This window comes from Archangium gephyra, from assembly GCF_042230915.1.
In the GTDB taxonomy this organism is placed as follows: Bacteria; Myxococcota; Myxococcia; order Myxococcales; family Myxococcaceae; genus Archangium; species Archangium gephyra_B.
In genome coordinates, this window is sequence record NZ_CP102578.1 from 7,966,639 (window position 1) to 7,983,228 (window position 16,590).

A 16,590-nucleotide genomic window follows, 5' to 3' on the forward strand; every position below is an offset into this window, starting at 1 on the left:
TGCATGAGCGCGGCCCTGGGGGTGGACTACTCCACCCATGTTGAACCTTCCAGGCTACACGCTCCGCCGTCCGGTCCGCGCCACTGACGCCAACATGCTGTTCCTGGCGGTGCGCGAGGCAGATGGCGCACCGGTCATCATCAAGACGCCGGCGGGCCCCTTCGCGGGCCCGCGCGAGAACGAGCGGTACCGCCGGGAGCACGGCATCATGCAGCGGCTCCTGGGCGTGCGGGGCGTCACCCGGCCCTATGGTTGCGAGCGGGTCAACGACCGCCCCGTCCTGGTCCTGGAGGAGGTGCAGGGGGTGGCCCTCTCCGAGGCGGTGGGCAGACCCTTCGAGCTCGCCCGCTTCCTCGAGCTGGCCGTCGCCCTGGCCTCGACCCTGGCGGAGATTCACCTCCGGGGCGTCATCCACAAGGACCTCAAGCCCTCCAACATCATCATCACCCCCTCGGGAGAGCCGCGCATCATCGACTTTGGCGCCGCGACCCTCCAGCGGACCGAGCATGTGGACGCGGCGCCGACCTGGCTGCTCGAGGGAACGCTGGCCTACATGTCCCCGGAGCAGACCGGGCGCATGAACCGCGCGGTGGACTACCGCACCGACTTCTACTCGCTGGGCGTGACGTTCTACGAGCTGCTCACGGGAGCCCGGCCGTTCCAGGGACGTGACGCGCTCGAGTGGTTCCATGCGCACATGGCCCAGCTGCCGAGGCCGCCGCACGAGCTCGTCGCCAGCGTCCCGCCCGTGGTGTCCGCCATTGTAATGAGGTGCCTGGCCAAGGTCGCCGAGGAGCGCTACCAGAGCGCCGAGGGGCTGAGGCACGACCTCGCGGAGTGCGTGGAGGGCCTGCGCCGGGGCGCCCTCGAGAGCTTCGTGCTGGGCAAGCGGGACATCCCCAGCCGCTTCCAGCTCCCCCAGCGGCTCTACGGGCGCGACGCCCACGTCGCCACCCTGCTCCAGGGCTTCGAGCGAATCGTGCGCGGAGGCAGACCCGAGCTCATCCTGGTCCGCGGCTACTCCGGCATCGGCAAGTCGTCGGTGGTCCACGAGCTGCACAAGCCCGTGGTTCAGCGGCGAGGCTTCTTCCTGAGCGGCAAGTTCGATCAGCTCCAGCGGGATGTGCCCTACGCCACCCTGGCCCAGGCCATCCGGGGGTTGGTGCAGCACCTGCTGGTGGGCACCGATGAGGAGGTGGCCCGGTGGCGTGAGCGTCTGCGGGAGGCCCTCCAGGGCAACGGCCAGGTCATCGTGGAGCTGGTTCCGCAGCTCGCGCTCCTCCTGGGCCCGCAGCCGGCGGTGCCGGAGCTTCCGCCCGCCGAGGCGCAGCACCGCTTCAAGCAGGTCTTCCTCCAGTTCCTCGGCGTCTTCGCCACCGCCGAGCACCCGCTCGTCATGTTCCTGGACGATCTGCAATGGGCGGACCTGGCCAGCCTCCGGCTCCTCCAAGCCCTGCTCACCGAGGAGAACGCGCCACCGGTGCTGTGGATCGGCGCCTACCGGGACAACGAGGTCAGCCCCTCCCACCCGCTGATGATGACGCTCGGGGAGGTGCGCAAGGCGAACGTGCCGGTGACCGACCTCCAACTCGAGCCGCTGAGCCTGGAGCAGCTCCAGCACCTCGTGGGCGATGCGCTCCCCGGGGCGGGCGCGGAGCTCATCGTGCCCCTCTCGGAGCAGGTGCACGCGAAGACGGGCGGCAACCCGTTCTTCCTCCTCCAGTTGATGCTGGCGTTGCACCACGATGGGCTCCTCAGCCGCACGCCCGGAGGGGGCTGGCGATGGGATGCCGAGGGCGTCCGGTCCAAGGGGTACTCCGACAACATCGTCGACTTCATGGCGCGCAACCTGCACCAACTGCCCGAGAGCACCCAGCACCTGCTCCCCCTGGCGGCGTGCGTGGGCAACAGCTTCCCGCTCGGGATGCTGGCCCTCATCGCCGGCCTGGAGACGGGCGAGGTGGAGCGGGGCCTCGAGCCGGCGCTCCAGGAGGGCCTGGTGGTGCGCAGCGACTCGGAGCAGTACCGGTTCCTGCATGACCGCATCCAGCAGGCGGCGCATGCCCTCATCCCCGAAGGAGAGCGCAAGGCGATCCACCTGCGCATCGGGCGCCTGCTGCTGGAGCGCCTGTCCGCCGAGGAGGTGCGCGAGAAGCTCTTCGAGATCGTGAGCCAGCTCAACACCGGGGTGGAGCTGATCAGCGGCCACGAGGAGCGCCACCGCCTCGCGCGCCTGAACGCCGAGGCGGGCTGGAAGGCCCAGGCCTCGAGCGCGCACGACTCGGCCGCCGCCTATCTCTCGACGGCCTTCGCGCTCATCCCGGGCGACCCCTGGGAGACGGACCCCGCGCTGGCCTTCAAGGTGCAGCTGGATCAGGCGGGCAGCGAGCTCGTGAGCGGCAACTTCGCCCAGACCCGCCGCCTCCTGGAGGGGCTGCGCACCCGGGCTCGGAGGCGGGTGGATATCGCCGCCGTCTACGGCCTGAGGCACGAGGTGCACCTCATCGCCGGCGAGATCGAGGCCTCCGTCACCTGCCTCCTGGAGTGCCTGGCCCTGCTGGGCATGCCGATGGACCCCCATCCCTCCTGGGAGGAGGCCCTGGCCGCCCGTGAGGAGGTCCAGGCCCTGCTGGGAGACCGTCCCATCGGGAGCCTCGTCGAGCTGCCAGCGATGACGGACGCGGACATGAAGCCGGTGATGAACGTCCTGGCCCGCCTCTTCCCGTCCGCCTACCTCACCGACAACAACCTGCTCGTCCTCCATGTCTGCCGGATGGTCTCCCTGAGCCTCCGCTACGGCAACACCCACGAGTCGGCGATCGCGTACAGCTCGCTCGGAGTGCTGCTCGGCCAGTTCTTCAAGAGCTACCAGGAGGGCTACGCCTACGGCATGCTCGCCTGCGCGCTCGTCGACCGGAACAACCTGACCCATGAGCGGGTCCGGGCGCTCTTCAACCTGGAGATGATCAGCTACTGGTGCCGGCCCCTGGCCGTCGCGCACGAGCACGCGCTGAGCGCCTTCCAGCAAGCGCTCCAGACCAACAACTACCTGTACGCCTGCTACATCGTCGGCCACGTCGTCTGGAACCGGCAGGCCATGGGGCACCCCCTGGATGACGTCTACCAGGACGCGGTCGCCCGGATGGACTTCATGCGCAAGACAGGCTTCGTGGGGGTGGTGGATACCACCCTCATCGTCCTGCGCTACATGCAGACACTGCGGGGCCACTCGCCTACGTTCGGCACGCTGGATGGGGAGGGCTTCGACGAGAAGGCCCTCGAGGCAGCGCTGTCGCCGGCCCACATGAGCGCCATGGTGTGCCAGTACTGGCTCTCCAAGATGCAGGCGCGCTTCATGTGCGGCTCCTACACGGAGGCCCGTGAGGCGGGGGACAAGGCGGCGGCGTTCATCTGGTCCTTCATTGGCATCATCCCGCGCCTGGACTTCTACCTCTTCCGCGCCCTGGCCCTGGCCGCGTGTTGCGAGGGTGCGGCGGAGCAGGAGCGGCAGCGCTACCTCGAGGCCGCCGAGGTGCACTGGCAACAGCTCGAGGTGTGGGCAGCCAACTGCCCCGAGACCTTCCGCGCGCTCGAGCGGCTGGTCTTCGCGGAGCTGGCCCGCATCCGGGGCCGCCTGGACCAGGCGCTCCCCGCGTACGAGGAGGCCCTTCGCGCGGCCCGCGAGAACGGCTTCATCCAGCACGTGGCCCTCGTGTGCGAGCTGGCGGCGAACTTCTACCGCAAGCGGCAGGCCTCGTTCATCGCGGAGGCCTACGCGCGCCAGGCCCGGGAGGCGTACGCGCAGTGGGGGGCTCACGGCAAGGTCAAGCAGTTGGACGCCCTGTGGCCGTCCCTGGTGAGCCTGGCGGCACCCACGAGCGGCACCAGCACCACCACCTCCTCCTCGGAGTCCCGGGAGATCGACGCGCTCGCCGTGGTCAAGGCGCAGCAGGCCGTCTCCAGCGAGATCGTCCTCGAGCGGCTGGTGTCCACGCTCATGCGGGTCGCCACCGAGAACGCGGGGGCCCAGCGTGGAGCCCTGCTGCTCCCGCGCGGTGACAAGCTCGAGGTCGTGGCCGACACGGAGAGCGCCTCGGGCGGCCCTCTGCCCTGGACGATCATCTCCTATGTCCGGCGCACGCACGAGCATGTGCTCATCGCCGACGCGGGGGCGCCCCACCCGTTCTCGGGAGAACCCTACCTCGAGCACAGCGGAGTCAGGTCCGTGCTCTGCCTGCCGCTGATGCGCCAGGAGGCGCTGTCGGGAGTGATGTACCTGGAGAACCGGTTCGCCTCCGGAGCGTTCACCCCGGAGCGCATCACGCTGCTGGGGCAGCTCGCCTCGCAGGCCGCCATCTCGATCGAGAACGCACGGCTGTACGCCGAGCTTCAGCGCACCGAGGCCGCGCTGCGCTGCGCCAACGACGGGCTGGAGCGGCGGGTGGAGGAGCGCACACGCGAGCTCAAGCAGGCGCAGGCCCAGTTGGTGGACACGGCGCGTGCGGCGGGGATGGCCGAGATCGCCTCGGATGTGCTGCACAACGTAGGCAATGTCCTCACCAGCGCCGTCATCAACCTGGAGCAGATGCGCTCCGCAGCCGCGGCCTCGCGCTTCGACCGGGCGGCGCAGCTCTCCGCCCTGCTCAAGGAGCACCAGGAGGATCTGGTGGGGTTCCTGACGCGCGATCCGCGTGGCCGCGTCATCCCGGAGTACCTCCTGGCCCTCACCGAGGAGCTCAGCAACGAGCGGACCCAACTCCGGACGAACCTGCATGAGATGGGCCTGCACCTCGAGCACATCCACGCCATCATCCGGGTGCAGCAGGACTACGCCAAGACGGCCCTCATCCTCGGGGAGTGGGACCTCGCCCAGCTCATCGAAGACAGCCTGCGCTTCCAGTTGGCCGCGTTGCAGCGCCACGGCGTGACCGTGACGCGCGAGCTCACCTCCGTCCCCAGGATGCAGGTGGACAAGCACAAGGTGCTGCAGATCCTCATCAACCTCCTGAGCAACGCCAAGGAAGCCATGGCCGAGGTCCCCGAGGGGCAACGTCACCTGTGCGTGCGGCTCGCGGCCCAGGGGGATGTGGCCCGGATTCAGGTGGTGGACAATGGCAAGGGCTTCACGCAGGAGATGCGCAAGCAGCTCTTCGCGCTCGGCTTCACCACCCGCAAGGAGGGGCATGGCTTTGGCCTGCACTCGAGCGCGCTGGCGGCGCAGGTGATGGGGGGACGCCTGCTGCTGGAGAGCGAAGGGCCCGGCAGGGGCGCCACGGCCACGCTCGAGCTCCCTGTCTCTCAGTCCCGCTGACCTGCCTCCCGTGGAGGCGGCGGGAATCTAACCCGCCAAGGGCGGATCCGCCCCCGCTCGAGATTGAAGGCACATCCCGCCTCCCCTCTGAAAGTGGGGCGTCCCGGGATTTCAGTCAGGAATGGGGTATCCGAAGAAATAACGACGTCCCTCTTCATACTTCGCGGCTTGGGGGCTGTTCAGGAAATTCTCAGCGATCCTCGCTGCTGATAGGGGCTGAAACGCTTGTTTAACATAGAAGTCGTGACAATCAATGCCCGTCGATGCTTCGAAACGACGGCGAAGTTTTGCCGCGTCCCGGTGCTCGCGGCCTACGCCATTGCACAGCCTTCGCGCGAAAGATTGAACACCACTGCGCTCCCCTCCATATACAAGAACGTTCCCGCTCCCGAACTGCGCACAGAGTTCCTCATAGCGGTCCATTACGAGTCCCAGATATTCCTCCAAGCTATCATCCGGAGGCTCGTCCGAGAGCAACCCCCAGTCATTCTCCAGCAGGAATGAAAGAAGGGAGGGAAAAATTTCGATTTCCTTGATCTCGGCCAGCCGAAGCGTCAAGTAGTGATCAAGAATGACAGGAACCGCATCGAGCAATCCCCATGCCTGAAAGGCATCACAGTAGTGAATTGCCTTGTCGCGATAGAAATACAAGGCCATCTCGTCCTTGGCACTCTTTTTGTCGGCCTGCAACTCTTCGCTCATTTGCTTGAAGCACGAGCGCGTTCCTGCATCACCCAGCAGTCGCTCAATCGTGGCGCGAAGGGTACCACTCTCTACCCGGCGATAGATTTCCAACAGATGCTCGACCCGACGGAATTGACCGGATTTGAGCTCACCGAGGATTTCCTCCGTCAAGAGCCATGAACTCCTGTCTGGATCTTCCAGCAACTCAGGATGGTTCTTGGGCGTAGGCAAAGGGAAGTACCCATCTCTTTCCGGGATGAGCATATTTTCCATGAACGTCATTCGTTGGTTCGTCATGTCGCACGATACAACTGGATGTGTTATGAGAAAATGTAATCTTTATTCATGAAATCTTTGAGCCTTCTTTTCTTGGCTCCTGAACCACGAAAGAGTTCTTTCCATGTAAAGCTTTCTGCTTTCTGCCAGACGCCAAACTGGAGATCGATTTTCTTGCATGCGCGACAAAGGAGGTCGTTGGGATAGAGGTTGCCAGGGTTGTCGGGACAGCCTCCGCCCAACTTGGGAGTGAGGTGGTTGACCTTTTTGAACCCCCCCTTTACCTTGAGTACCTCGGGATCGTTTTCTTTGGGATTGGAAGCGACGAAGCGCTCGACGATTCCAGGATTGGCCTTGAAGAATTTTTTTTGGTACTCCTCTTTGATGCCTGGTGTTCCCCACTTCCCTTCGATCGCGTTCTTTCGGATTGGCTTTATTTGTACCGGGCGAAACACGTCGCATGGAGGCGAGGGAAAAACCCTGCCCTCACACGTGCATTCGACCTTTTTCATCGCCTGCATCGTGGCGTAGATGTCCCGCCTCCTCCTGGCCTCGGCCTTGAGGTTGCCTCGCTCATCCTTATCGTTCATGCCGTAGAAGTCCTCGAGGCTCTGCTTCTCATCTCCATGCTTGAACGCGGCGGGGCACTCCTTACTGCCGCAGCAGGGGCACTTCTCTTCTTTGATTCTCCCCAGCGCCAATGCTGTCATCTTCGCGAGGTTGCCCACGGGTGGTGTTGAACCGGGGTAGCTCGCATGGTTGGACGTGGCCAGATCCACATGTCTGGTAACGTTTTTGGATTCGAACTGGACATCCATGGACCAGGACGCGAAGTAAGCTTTTCCCGTGATGGTGTGGGTGACGGCACTGCCGCCAAAGTTCCGTGTGGCAGCCTCGTTTCCCAGGGGTGATGTCTTGTAATAAGACTGGTCCCGCAGCATCGCCGGCTTGCCGCGGATTTTCACCGTTTTGCTTCCCTCCTTCATGTCCTTGGAGAAGGACGTATTCGGGTATGGCACTGGCACTGGCCCGGATGGTGGCGGCGGCGGGCTCATGCAGACATCTGGGAACGCCGCCACGACCTTGCCATCTCCCGCCTCGCAAGCGATCTCGTTTCCGTTCGCGAAGACCTCACTACCCATGAGCAGAATCCTCCGAAGTCAGTGTGAATTCAATCCGAGCACGGCGACTGCCCGGTCACCCGAATGGTCAGCAGTGTAGCAGATGGCACGTGTCCCCGGAGCGTACCCTCTGCCCATCGCCACCGACGCCACCACCAGTGCCGCAATCCCCGACGCTGCTCCGATTTCCCCGAGCGTCTCCGCTGGCAACCATAGAGGAACCGACTCCTTGCGCGTGCGCAGCATCCTGGATAGCGCCAGAGAGATCTCCTTGAATCCGTAACCCTCACCAGACGCGTCAGACAACCGGAAGTCGATGTCCGCGATGCCCAATCCTGCTTCGGCCAGGGCGAGGCGCGATGCTTCCACCATTCCGTTGGCACGGAGTGGCTCATCCGACTGCGGGAGTGCCGTTTCTCGCGCGAAGCCAAGGCCGAGAATCGCCATCGGGCCGGGACGGCCCGGCGGCGGTCGACGCGTTACGCGGATACATGCTGCGGCTTCTCCTGGAATCACTCCGTCAGAGTTGCCTGGCCTCTTGAGACTTCCGCGCCTGTCGAACCACCAGAGGGCTGGGGCGTTCACGAGGGAGTCCACCCCCGCGACATAGCACCCGGGTATCTGGGGATGGCGCTCCATCAGCGTCCTTGCCTCGGCCAAGGCATGCAGCCCCGCTGAATTTCCCGTGGGGATGCAGCGTGAGAGGGCCGTCTCGAATCGGAGAGCATGTTCCCTCTGCAAGCGGACGAGCACCTCTGGGAAAAGCTCTGAAACTCCGCCCGGACGCTCCGGCGCAGGTGTGCCGACGATGAGTGGCATGCGGGCCTGCTCAGCCGGATCGATCTCCCGCGCCGCATCGGAGACAGCCAGTTCGAGCAACGAGAGGACGCGTTCACGGTGTAGCAGTTCCGGTGGAAGCAACGCGAACTCAGAGCAGATGATTGGCTCCCCGTCGTTGTCTCGATACCGGCTCTCTTGGAAGCGGTTGATATTGGCTCGCATGGCGGCACATGCTGTCGTGGCCCGCAGCCCGATCGGGCAGGCGAATCCGGCGGAGATGACATAAAGAGGAGCGGGACTCATGCTCCACCTCTGGGCCGATGACGGTTCTGCCAGGAGATGAGCGCCGCGAGCCCACGGAAGTACGGTTTGCCATTCCGGTATTCCACTGGTTCGGAGGAAATGGGGGGCGATTGCACGCCTACGAGTACCTCTCGCAGTTGGTTCAATTTCTTGCTCAGCGGAACCGATACCCGCCACGTCAGCACGGCCTCCCGCGTGTCGCAGTCGAGGAGCATGGTGTCCAAGCGCGGTTCGCTCTCCACCTTTCGATCATGGAAGCAGAACGTCACTGGCACCTGGACGCGCGGCACCATCACGGTCCAACTCCCAGATTCAGTCATTCCGAGGCAACGCAGCAGTTCGCCCCCTTTGAGGATTGGAAGTTGCTGATCCTCCGGTGCGCATTGGAAGTAGCGCGGATCGAAGTCCGCTGGAAGGAAGGGGTAGACCGAATCGAGCCATTGTTTATCGTAGGTGCCTGCGTATCCTCTTCGGGGTTGCCATGCGCGACCGACAGAGCCAAACCCCACGGGGGTTGGAGTGTCGTTCCAACGTTGGAGCGGTTGCTTGGGATTCTCAACGTTCGGGAGTGGGACGCCGTCAGAATCCGCAGCCTGGGGATTCTTACGAAACCCCATTCCAACTGGGTTGCGGGGTTCCGTTCCCTGATGCTTCAAGTCTTGGTGAGAATGATCCGAGCCACCGAAAGCCCGCTCATAAAGGAGGGGCATCCGGGTGAACGGCTGGGGCGGCGTGGAGCTCAGTCCCAGGAGTCCCTTCTCCCAACGACGATCTCCGGTGACAAGAAGATCCTTATGCCGGCCTGGCAGTTCCAGACGAACCAGCATGCGCTCCACCGGCCGCCCTCCACGTGCGATGGCATGTCCATGCACGAGCACGTCCGCGCGCGGCTTCTGGCTTGCGAAATCGCACTCATACCGGATGCTGGTCGTGCCAGGATCTCCATGGTGTTCATCGGAGTAGACGAGTGTGCGTTGCATCTCGGCGATTCGGGGCTCTCCTGTCTTGTCGAATGTGAAGGTGCCTTTGATCACAACGACACAATGATCACGCGCTTCCTTGTCGGTAGTGAGGGCAATGCCGGCTTGCATCGCGGTGGTGTTGCTAGAGATCTGCATGGTTCCCTTATCTCCGAAAGCACTTGCGCTAAAGCAGCGGTGCCGCGACGTTCAGATTCCTCTCACGGAGGATTTCGAGTTGTGTCAATTCCGCACGCTGGCGCTTGGTGAAGGTCCGCGTGTTTACGGTGTACCGTCCTCGCGTCCTCAGCCACAGTCCGAGGGAGAATGGCGGGCGCCGCCGCATGGGACCCTCCCGGAGTGCCGAGAAAACACTGGCAAAATCAAGCGGCACACCACGCAGGTAGCGCGTCCTCGAATTGAAATGGCCCCGCTGCTTCATCCACCAACGGCGTACTCCTTCCGCGTCCGGTAGAGGCAGCGCATGCTCGGGGCGCAACGTCAGATCCTCGTCCTCGGTGTCGGCCAGTGACATGTCGTCCGTGTGGGGGACTTCATCCTCGTCGATTGCCAACCGCTCACTTGCGAGATCCAGACCGGTAATCGCACAGAAGGACTCTCCGGCAAGAGGAGCCAACTTCTTGTCGTCTAGGTACGCAAGGCAGGCTTCCGCAGCACTCAAAGTACCGACAAAGCCCAATGCCCATAAGGCCTTGGTGCGCGAAGCCGGGCGTTGAAGTGCTTCAAGGAGAAATTCGTGATCGTGTGCGTTGCCCACCAGTGCCAGTACCTCCAGTGTGGAGCCAGCACCGTCCTCTCGGCCAAGTTCCCTGCGATAAGTCCATGCCTCTGGCAGGCCGAGAGCGAGTCCTGCCAAGAGGGCTGCCTCGCGCACGTTGGAGTGAGGCGAGTCAAATGCTCGGATTATCGTGCGAGTATGAAGACCGGGCGGTTCATGTACCACGGCCAGGAGCCCAAGTGCCTGGACGTCGGGATGAGGATGAGACAGCAGCGGGGCAAGAGCCCGACCCAATGCATTTCCCCGAAGAGACAGGACCTGTGCCGCCGCTATGACCGCTTCGACCTGTGACGACGACAGCAGCGGGCGAAGATACGCATCGAGATCCGAGCATTCACAAACTTCAAGAGCGCGGATCATGGCAGCGTGTCTCGTTTCTGCATTGGTGAGGGCCGCGTGGATGATCCGCCCATCCGAGCTGAATCCGCCGTTCAACAAGGCGAGGGTTGCGGCGCTTACTCGTGCCGACGGTGCTTCGGCATCAGCGAGGAGTGGCAGGAGCCACCGCTCAACGACCTTGGGCCCATTCACAACGAGCGCGTCGACATGCGCCAATAGGCGTGGCTCCGGCCCGTTCGCTACCTCGTCAAGAGTGTAATCTGGTGCATCAAGGCTACGCTCCCACATTGACCAAAGGAATTCAGCCTCATCAAGATGCTGCTCCACGATGTCCCACAGTGGTTCTGTTGGATCGATGTGCATTGAACTTAGATTTTACCCAATGGAATCGGCTTCCTTCAAGGACAGGTAGGGCGTCGACGCATGCGCCACGTTGAAGGCGGTGGACACGACCTCTTCGCGGATACGTCCCCTCCGGGAGGGTGTGTGGGGGGCGACTTGGCTCGTTTGCCCGGCAGCAGATTGGCCTGGATGCGTTGGGCAGGATGTTTTTGTCGGGGCTCTGTCTTTTAGACCGTTTCTCCGACTACAGACGCACCAAAGGCCGTCAGCCAAGCACCGCGCCGCCAAGAAGCAGCTCCAACGAGACATATTGCGCATCTCCCATCGCTGCGCCCGCCCGAGCTTCGTGGCGAGCATGATACGGAGCGGGCGGGAAGGCAATCCAGCGAGATGCTGGACCGGACAGCGTGTGTATTTCTCCACCCCTGTTGCTTCACTTGGACTTCACTTCGGGGCTCCGGGAAATCAGGTCCCCCAGTGGACGAGCCGCGCGCTGCTCTCGGGCTCGGCTTGCCCACGGGCCCACGCGCTCGGTGCCCTCGGCGAGCATCTGGAAGCGCGCCTCGTAATAAGGGCAGGCCGGAGAGTACGGGCGCCCACGGGGCGGCCACGTAGACCTCCGAGTAGGTGCGACGGGTGCCCTCCCTTTTTATACGCCTCCGGATTTGGTCCAAATTTGGTCCGGCAAGGACCGATTTGGTTCCCCGCACTCTGAGCCTCCTCGTTGGGAGTAGGCTCGGCGCAGAGCGGCGGGCAACCTCTATTGGAGGCGGCGGGAATCGAACCCGCCCCCCATTTCCCTGATGCGCTGTAAAATGGGCCCGCGGTTGCCCGGAATCCATCTCCACGGGTCCCAAGGAATGCGCTCGTGAATGGCGCAGGGGAGCACCGCGTAATGCATCGCACCTGGAATCGGATTGTCTCAGTGGGGATGTGCCTGGGCCTGACGGCGTGTGGGGGGACGGCCTCGGACCCGGAAGACCCGGGGACCTCGAACGCGGGCACCTGCACGCTGGCGGCGAACACCGCGGAGACGGCCACGGTGAGCCCCTCGGGGTGCCATGTCCTCACGCGCGACACCAGCGCGTGCGAGGCCGAGCGCAAGGCCCAGGGGCTCTCGGGCTATTGGCTCCAGTTCTCCTGCCGCGTCTCGCTCTCGTCCACGACGACGAACGGCTTGAAGATGGTGCGGGCCCAGGCGGACGGCCAACCGGACTACAAGAGCTTCTACTTCTCCACGACGAACGCCTGCTACGAGACGTACTCGGGCAGCATCCACAACCCCAACTCGATCGTGGCGCAGAGCTACACCCTCGACTTCCCCGTCACGCCGGACATGACGATGCAGGGCATGCGGGGCGCCATCGTCGGGCTCGCCCTCAACGGCGTGCCCATCTTCGGCAACTTCGCGGCGCCCGGCGATGACATCTACACGGAGGCGAAGACGTTCGACCGGTGCGGCGCCCATCCGCAGAACTCAGGCGTCTACCACTACCACTCGGAGCCCTACGCGCTCTCCTACGACGACGCACGCTTCATCGGCGTCATGCGCGACGGCCATCCCATCTACGGGAGGAAGGACTCGGACGGCAGCGCCCCGGCGCTGGACTCGGTAGGCGGACACACCGGCGTCACCGCGGACAGCCCGACGACGCCCGTCTACCACTACCACGTCCACGAGCAGACCAGCACGAACAGCGGGACGCTGGGCCAGAAGCAGTGGTTCCTCACGACGGGCACCTACCGGGGCACGCCCGGCGGGTGCGTCGGGTGCAACTGAGCTGACCCCCTTCGCGGCCAGTCCCGGGGCGCGGCATCCGCTCACCGCGCCTCGATCAGCATCGGCAAGCCGTTGCGCACTCCGAGGGTGCCGGACATTTCGATCCGCGGCACGTGGCCGGGCTTCAGGCGCAGCTTGAAGCGGCGTGCGAGCATCGCCGCCATCACGTGGGTCTCGAGCAGGGAGAAGTTATTGCCCAGGCAGATGCGCGGTCCGATGGCGAACGGGTGGTAGGCGTGCGCATGGCGTGCCGCCTCGCGCTCGGGCAACCAGCGGTCGGGCTCGAAGCGCTCCGGCTCGTCCCAGAACTCCGGGTGCCGGTGGGTGGCGTAGGAGAAGACAATCGTCCTGGTACCGGCCGGGATGCGGATCCCATCGAGCTCGTCATCGGCAACGGCGTCACGGGCGTACATCGGCGCGGCCGGATAGAGCCGGAGGACCTCCTTCACGACCTGGAGGGTGTACGGGAGCTTCTTCAAGTCGTTGATCGTCGGAGGCGCCTCGCCCAGCACCGCGTCCAGCTCGGCATGCAGCCGCCGCTCCACCTCCGGGTTCTGGGACAGCGCGTACCACAAGAACGAGAGCGTCCGTGCCGTGGTCTCATGCCCCGCGGCGAACATGGTCAGGCCGTTGTCCACGAGGAGTTGCTCCGCCATGAGCGTCCCCGTCTCCTCGTCCTTCGTCGTCATCAGCTTCGTCAGCAGATCATCCGGCCACTGCTCGGTGGGGATGGCCCGGCGCCGCGCGATGAGCTCGCGGATGTAGGCCGTCACGAGCTTCCGGGCCCGGCGGAACCGCAGGTTCCCGGGGGTGGGCACCCACTGCGGCACCTGGACGGGGCCCGTCCGCATGCCCGAAATGTGGGAGATCATCGTCTCGATCGAGTTCTTGATCCGCAGCAGGGTATCGCCCGAGTCGGTGCTGAAGACCGAGTGGAGGATGACGGCGGCGGTGACCTGCATCATCTCGTCGAGCATCTCGACAGGGTGGCCGGAGCCCTGATGCTGGGACCGCCAGCGCTCGATGAGCTGCTGCGTGTCGGAGAGGAAGATGGGGAAGAACTTCTCCACGCCGCGAGGGGTGAAGAACGGCGCCATGAGCTTGCGCTGCCGGCGCCAGTCGTCCCCGGTGGCGGTGACGATGCCATTGCCGAGCAGCAGCTCGCGGAGGACGTCGTAGCTCTCGCCCTTGTCGTAGCTCTCGCGGCCCGTGACGTTGATGTGGCGCACGTGGTCCGGGTGGACCACCAGGAGCAACGACTGCGAGCCCATCCGCACGCGGGTCAGGTCCCCGTGCTGGCGCCAGATGCTCATCAGCCAGCCGAGGAACCCCTCTCGCCGGACCCCCTTGAGCATCTCGAGGGTGGAAGGGGCGTACTCGCGGAGGGTACGGGGCGTGTCGACGGAAAGTGCCGGATTCATGGTCGTGGAGTCCTCGAGGGGTTCTTCAACACTTCTCAGCCGACAGCTGCGGCCATGTAAACGGCCGTTTACATCGCTGGACATAACCCAGCCGCCGTCCTAAGTAAACAGCCGTGCACATCTCCGACCCGGCCGTGCCCCCGAAAGCGACGCGCCAGCGCGATGCCGAGCGCACGCGCACCGCGCTCCTCGACGCCGCGCAGACACTGTTCTCGACGCGAGGCTTCGCCAACACCGGCGTGCGGGAGGTGGCGGAGCTCGCCGGGGCGAATCCCGCGCTCGTCATCCGCTACTTCGGCTCGAAGGAGGGGCTGTTCCGGGCGACGTTGGAGCGGGTGAGCATCTCAGGGCTGCTGAGTGGAGAGCGGCGCCGCTTCGGAGCGAACTTGATGGCGGCCGTCTTCGACAACCCGGACGCCTCGGGCCCGCTCGCGATGATGATGCTCTCGGCGGCCGATCCCGCGGCGCACGCGGCGAGCGTCGAGTTCCTCCAGACGAAGTTGATCGCACCGTTGGCCCGGTGGCTGGGAGCACCGGACGGCAAGGGGCGAGCGGCGCGGATCAGCGTTCTGTGGACCGGCTTCCTCACCAATTGGAAGCTGCTGCCCATCCAGCCGCTCGACAAGGCGGCGCACCTCGCCTCCACCCGCCGCTGGCTGGAGGCGGCGACCCAGGCGATCGTCGACGAAGGCGAGGCCTGAGCTCACGACATGAAGCCCATTCCTCCTCATCCATGGTGCCGGCGGCCCCATCGAGGGATGGCTCAGGGTGTGGGAGCAGCTGTCCGAACTGGGGACCGTCTTCGCGTACAACCGTCCAGGGACCGGCGGCAGTGGCAAGCCGGGCGTGACCCCCTCAGGCGCTCTGCACGCCCGGCGCTGTCGACATCTTGTACGCCAGGTGCAGGCGCCCATGCCCGTTGGCGGGCAGCTCGACCTTCCACGTGCAGAACCCGTTCTCGTCCAGCACCGGCGAGCCACTGGTCTTCTCGCGATCCAGCTCGATCTTCACGTGCTCGATCTCCGAGACGGGCAGTCGCTCGGTGACGGCCACGGTGCGCGGCGTCCCCGAGAGGTTGGAGAGGTAGAGAGTGAGCCGCGCGGTGGCCTCGTTCCACTTGCTCACCGGGTTGAGCTGGCTCTCCCGCTTCTCCTCGCGCTGGATGCGGACGGACTCCTCCGGGCCGAAGCTCAGCTCGAACTTCTCCTGGGGCGCCACGAACAGCGTCTGCGTCCAGCCCACGAAGCCGTTCTCCTGCAGCAGCTCCACCGGCCCCGCCAGCACCGGGTTCGGCGAGGTGTTGCGCGCCACCGCCCGCAGGAACACCTTGTTCTCCAGCTCCGGGAAGGCCACCAGCGACGACTCCGCCTCGGCCTCGAAGGTGAAGAGCGGGATGATGTTGGGCCGCCCATCCGAGAGGATGGTGTTGCGGCCCGGGGCCTTCAGGTTGCGCGTCTCCCCGCCATCATCCACGCCGGGAAGATCCACGCTGGCCGGAGCCACGGGAGCGGCCGCGCCAGAGGCCGGCGCACTGCCCAGCCCCGCCTTCTGCACCTGGACCTGACGGGCCTGGACCACCACCGTCTCGCTCTTCTTCTTCACGGTGAGCAGGTCCGCGCGCAGCAGGGGCGGCTCGATGCCCAGCGAGGAGCGCGCCGTCGAGAAGCGCAGCTCCGCCTCCTTCCAGTCCTCGCCGGTGTCCTGCCAGACCGCGGCCGAGGAGGCCACGTGGACGCGGCTTCCCGCCAGCAGGCGCGCCGAGTGCAGCGGCCGCCACAGCGCGTTGGGCACGACGTAGTGGATGCGGACCTCCACCTCGCCCTCGGCCTCCGCGAGCACGTCCACCTCCAGCCAACCCACCACCTGGTGGTCCACGCGATCCATCGCCTGACGCTGGCGCATCAGGGCGGCGATCTCCTCCGCCAGCCGCTCCGCGGTGAAGGTGGCCTTCAGCGCCGACTCGCGCAGCTGGCGCGCCTTGCGGAACAGGGCGTCGAACGTGTCCTGCCACTGGGCCGCGGCGCCCATCCCCCACCCCGCGTCCTCGGGGATCTCCGAGGCGCCGAGCACCAGCATCTGGTGGACGCGCTCGAAGCGCTGACGGGCGCGGGCCTGGTCCTCCAGCACCTGCTCGCGCTCGAGCCGCAGCGCCTCGATGCGCTCCTCGAGCACCCGCGCCGCCTCCGGCTTGTCCGCCGTCCGGATGCGCAGGCTGCGGCGGATGCGGACGTCCGCCACCCGCGCCTGGCCGGAGACGACCTCGGCGCGCAGGGACACGTCCTGCAGCACCGGCGCCACGCCGTGGACCACGACCCGGTTCTGCCCAGCGCGCACACGCACCGTGCCCCCTCGGGTGACCTGGGCCCGATCCTCCAACAGCGTCACCATGCGCACCGGTGCGTCCAGGACCGGTGCCGCCTCGGGGAGCGCGGGCTCGTAGCGCTCCATGCCTTGGGGTTGGATCGCCGTGCTCAT

At 65.3% G+C, this 16,590-nt stretch carries 10 protein-coding genes; 3 read left to right on the forward strand and 7 right to left on the reverse strand.

All coding sequences use genetic code 11. The features are described from left to right. Window positions 1–37: 37 nt before the first annotated feature. Window positions 38–5,311 carry an AAA family ATPase gene (locus NR798_RS31050; RefSeq protein ID WP_375766139.1) on the forward strand — a complete coding sequence of 1,758 codons (5,274 nt, stop codon included), beginning with the start codon at window positions 38–40 and terminating at the stop codon, window positions 5,309–5,311. 111 nt (window positions 5,312–5,422) lie between these two features. Here the strand turns inward: NR798_RS31050 and NR798_RS31055 are convergent, their stop codons facing one another. The 5 genes from NR798_RS31055 to NR798_RS31075 form a co-directional block, all read right to left on the reverse strand. After that, on the reverse strand, window positions 5,423–6,277 hold the full coding sequence (locus tag NR798_RS31055) for a hypothetical protein (protein ID WP_375766140.1): 855 nt from the start codon (window positions 6,275–6,277) through the stop codon (window positions 5,423–5,425). 38 nt (window positions 6,278–6,315) lie between these two features. Continuing rightward, on the reverse strand, window positions 6,316–7,413 hold the full coding sequence (locus NR798_RS31060; RefSeq protein ID WP_375766141.1) for a PAAR-like domain-containing protein: 1,098 nt from the start codon (window positions 7,411–7,413) through the stop codon (window positions 6,316–6,318). Between the two features lie 18 nt (window positions 7,414–7,431). Then, window positions 7,432–8,394: a hypothetical protein gene (locus tag NR798_RS31065; RefSeq protein ID WP_375766142.1), complete on the reverse strand. Its 963-nt coding sequence runs from the start codon at window positions 8,392–8,394 to the stop codon at window positions 7,432–7,434. Window positions 8,395–8,471: 77 nt separating this feature from the next. Beyond that, window positions 8,472–9,593: a DUF2169 domain-containing protein gene (locus NR798_RS31070; protein ID WP_375766143.1), complete on the reverse strand. Its 1,122-nt coding sequence runs from the start codon at window positions 9,591–9,593 to the stop codon at window positions 8,472–8,474. A gap of 28 nt (window positions 9,594–9,621) precedes the next feature. Next, window positions 9,622–10,935 (reverse strand): TIGR02270 family protein, encoded by a 1,314-nt coding sequence (locus NR798_RS31075; protein ID WP_375766144.1) that lies wholly within the window; start codon window positions 10,933–10,935, stop codon window positions 9,622–9,624. A gap of 874 nt (window positions 10,936–11,809) precedes the next feature. Between NR798_RS31075 and NR798_RS31080 the strand changes: the two genes are divergently transcribed. Beyond that, entirely contained in the window at window positions 11,810–12,694 is an 885-nt protein-coding gene (locus NR798_RS31080) for a YHYH protein (protein ID WP_375766145.1), read from the forward strand. A gap of 41 nt (window positions 12,695–12,735) precedes the next feature. Here the strand turns inward: NR798_RS31080 and NR798_RS31085 are convergent, their stop codons facing one another. Then, window positions 12,736–14,115 (reverse strand): cytochrome P450, encoded by a 1,380-nt coding sequence (locus NR798_RS31085; RefSeq protein ID WP_375766146.1) that lies wholly within the window; start codon window positions 14,113–14,115, stop codon window positions 12,736–12,738. A gap of 113 nt (window positions 14,116–14,228) precedes the next feature. Here NR798_RS31085 and NR798_RS31090 point away from each other — a divergent pair, with 113 nt between their 5' ends. Beyond that, window positions 14,229–14,816 (forward strand): TetR family transcriptional regulator, encoded by a 588-nt coding sequence (locus tag NR798_RS31090; RefSeq protein WP_375766147.1) that lies wholly within the window; start codon window positions 14,229–14,231, stop codon window positions 14,814–14,816. A gap of 154 nt (window positions 14,817–14,970) precedes the next feature. On the opposite strand, the gene NR798_RS31095 is transcribed toward NR798_RS31090, so the two are convergent. After that, entirely contained in the window at window positions 14,971–16,590 is a 1,620-nt protein-coding gene (locus tag NR798_RS31095) for a mucoidy inhibitor MuiA family protein (protein ID WP_375766148.1), read from the reverse strand.

Coding starts and splice junctions, on each gene's coding strand:
- NR798_RS31050 (WP_375766139.1), top strand. CDS start 38: ATGTTGAACCTTCCAGGCTACACGCTCCGCCGTCCGGTCCGCGCCACT.
- NR798_RS31055 (WP_375766140.1), bottom strand. CDS start 6,277: ATGACGTTCATGGAAAATATGCTCATCCCGGAAAGAGATGGGTACTTC.
- NR798_RS31060 (WP_375766141.1), bottom strand. CDS start 7,413: ATGGGTAGTGAGGTCTTCGCGAACGGAAACGAGATCGCTTGCGAGGCG.
- NR798_RS31065 (WP_375766142.1), bottom strand. CDS start 8,394: ATGCGAGCCAATATCAACCGCTTCCAAGAGAGCCGGTATCGAGACAAC.
- NR798_RS31070 (WP_375766143.1), bottom strand. CDS start 9,593: ATGCAGATCTCTAGCAACACCACCGCGATGCAAGCCGGCATTGCCCTC.
- NR798_RS31075 (WP_375766144.1), bottom strand. CDS start 10,935: ATGCACATCGATCCAACAGAACCACTGTGGGACATCGTGGAGCAGCAT.
- NR798_RS31080 (WP_375766145.1), top strand. CDS start 11,810: ATGCATCGCACCTGGAATCGGATTGTCTCAGTGGGGATGTGCCTGGGC.
- NR798_RS31085 (WP_375766146.1), bottom strand. CDS start 14,115: ATGAATCCGGCACTTTCCGTCGACACGCCCCGTACCCTCCGCGAGTAC.
- NR798_RS31095 (WP_375766148.1), bottom strand. CDS start 16,590: ATGAGCACGGCGATCCAACCCCAAGGCATGGAGCGCTACGAGCCCGCG.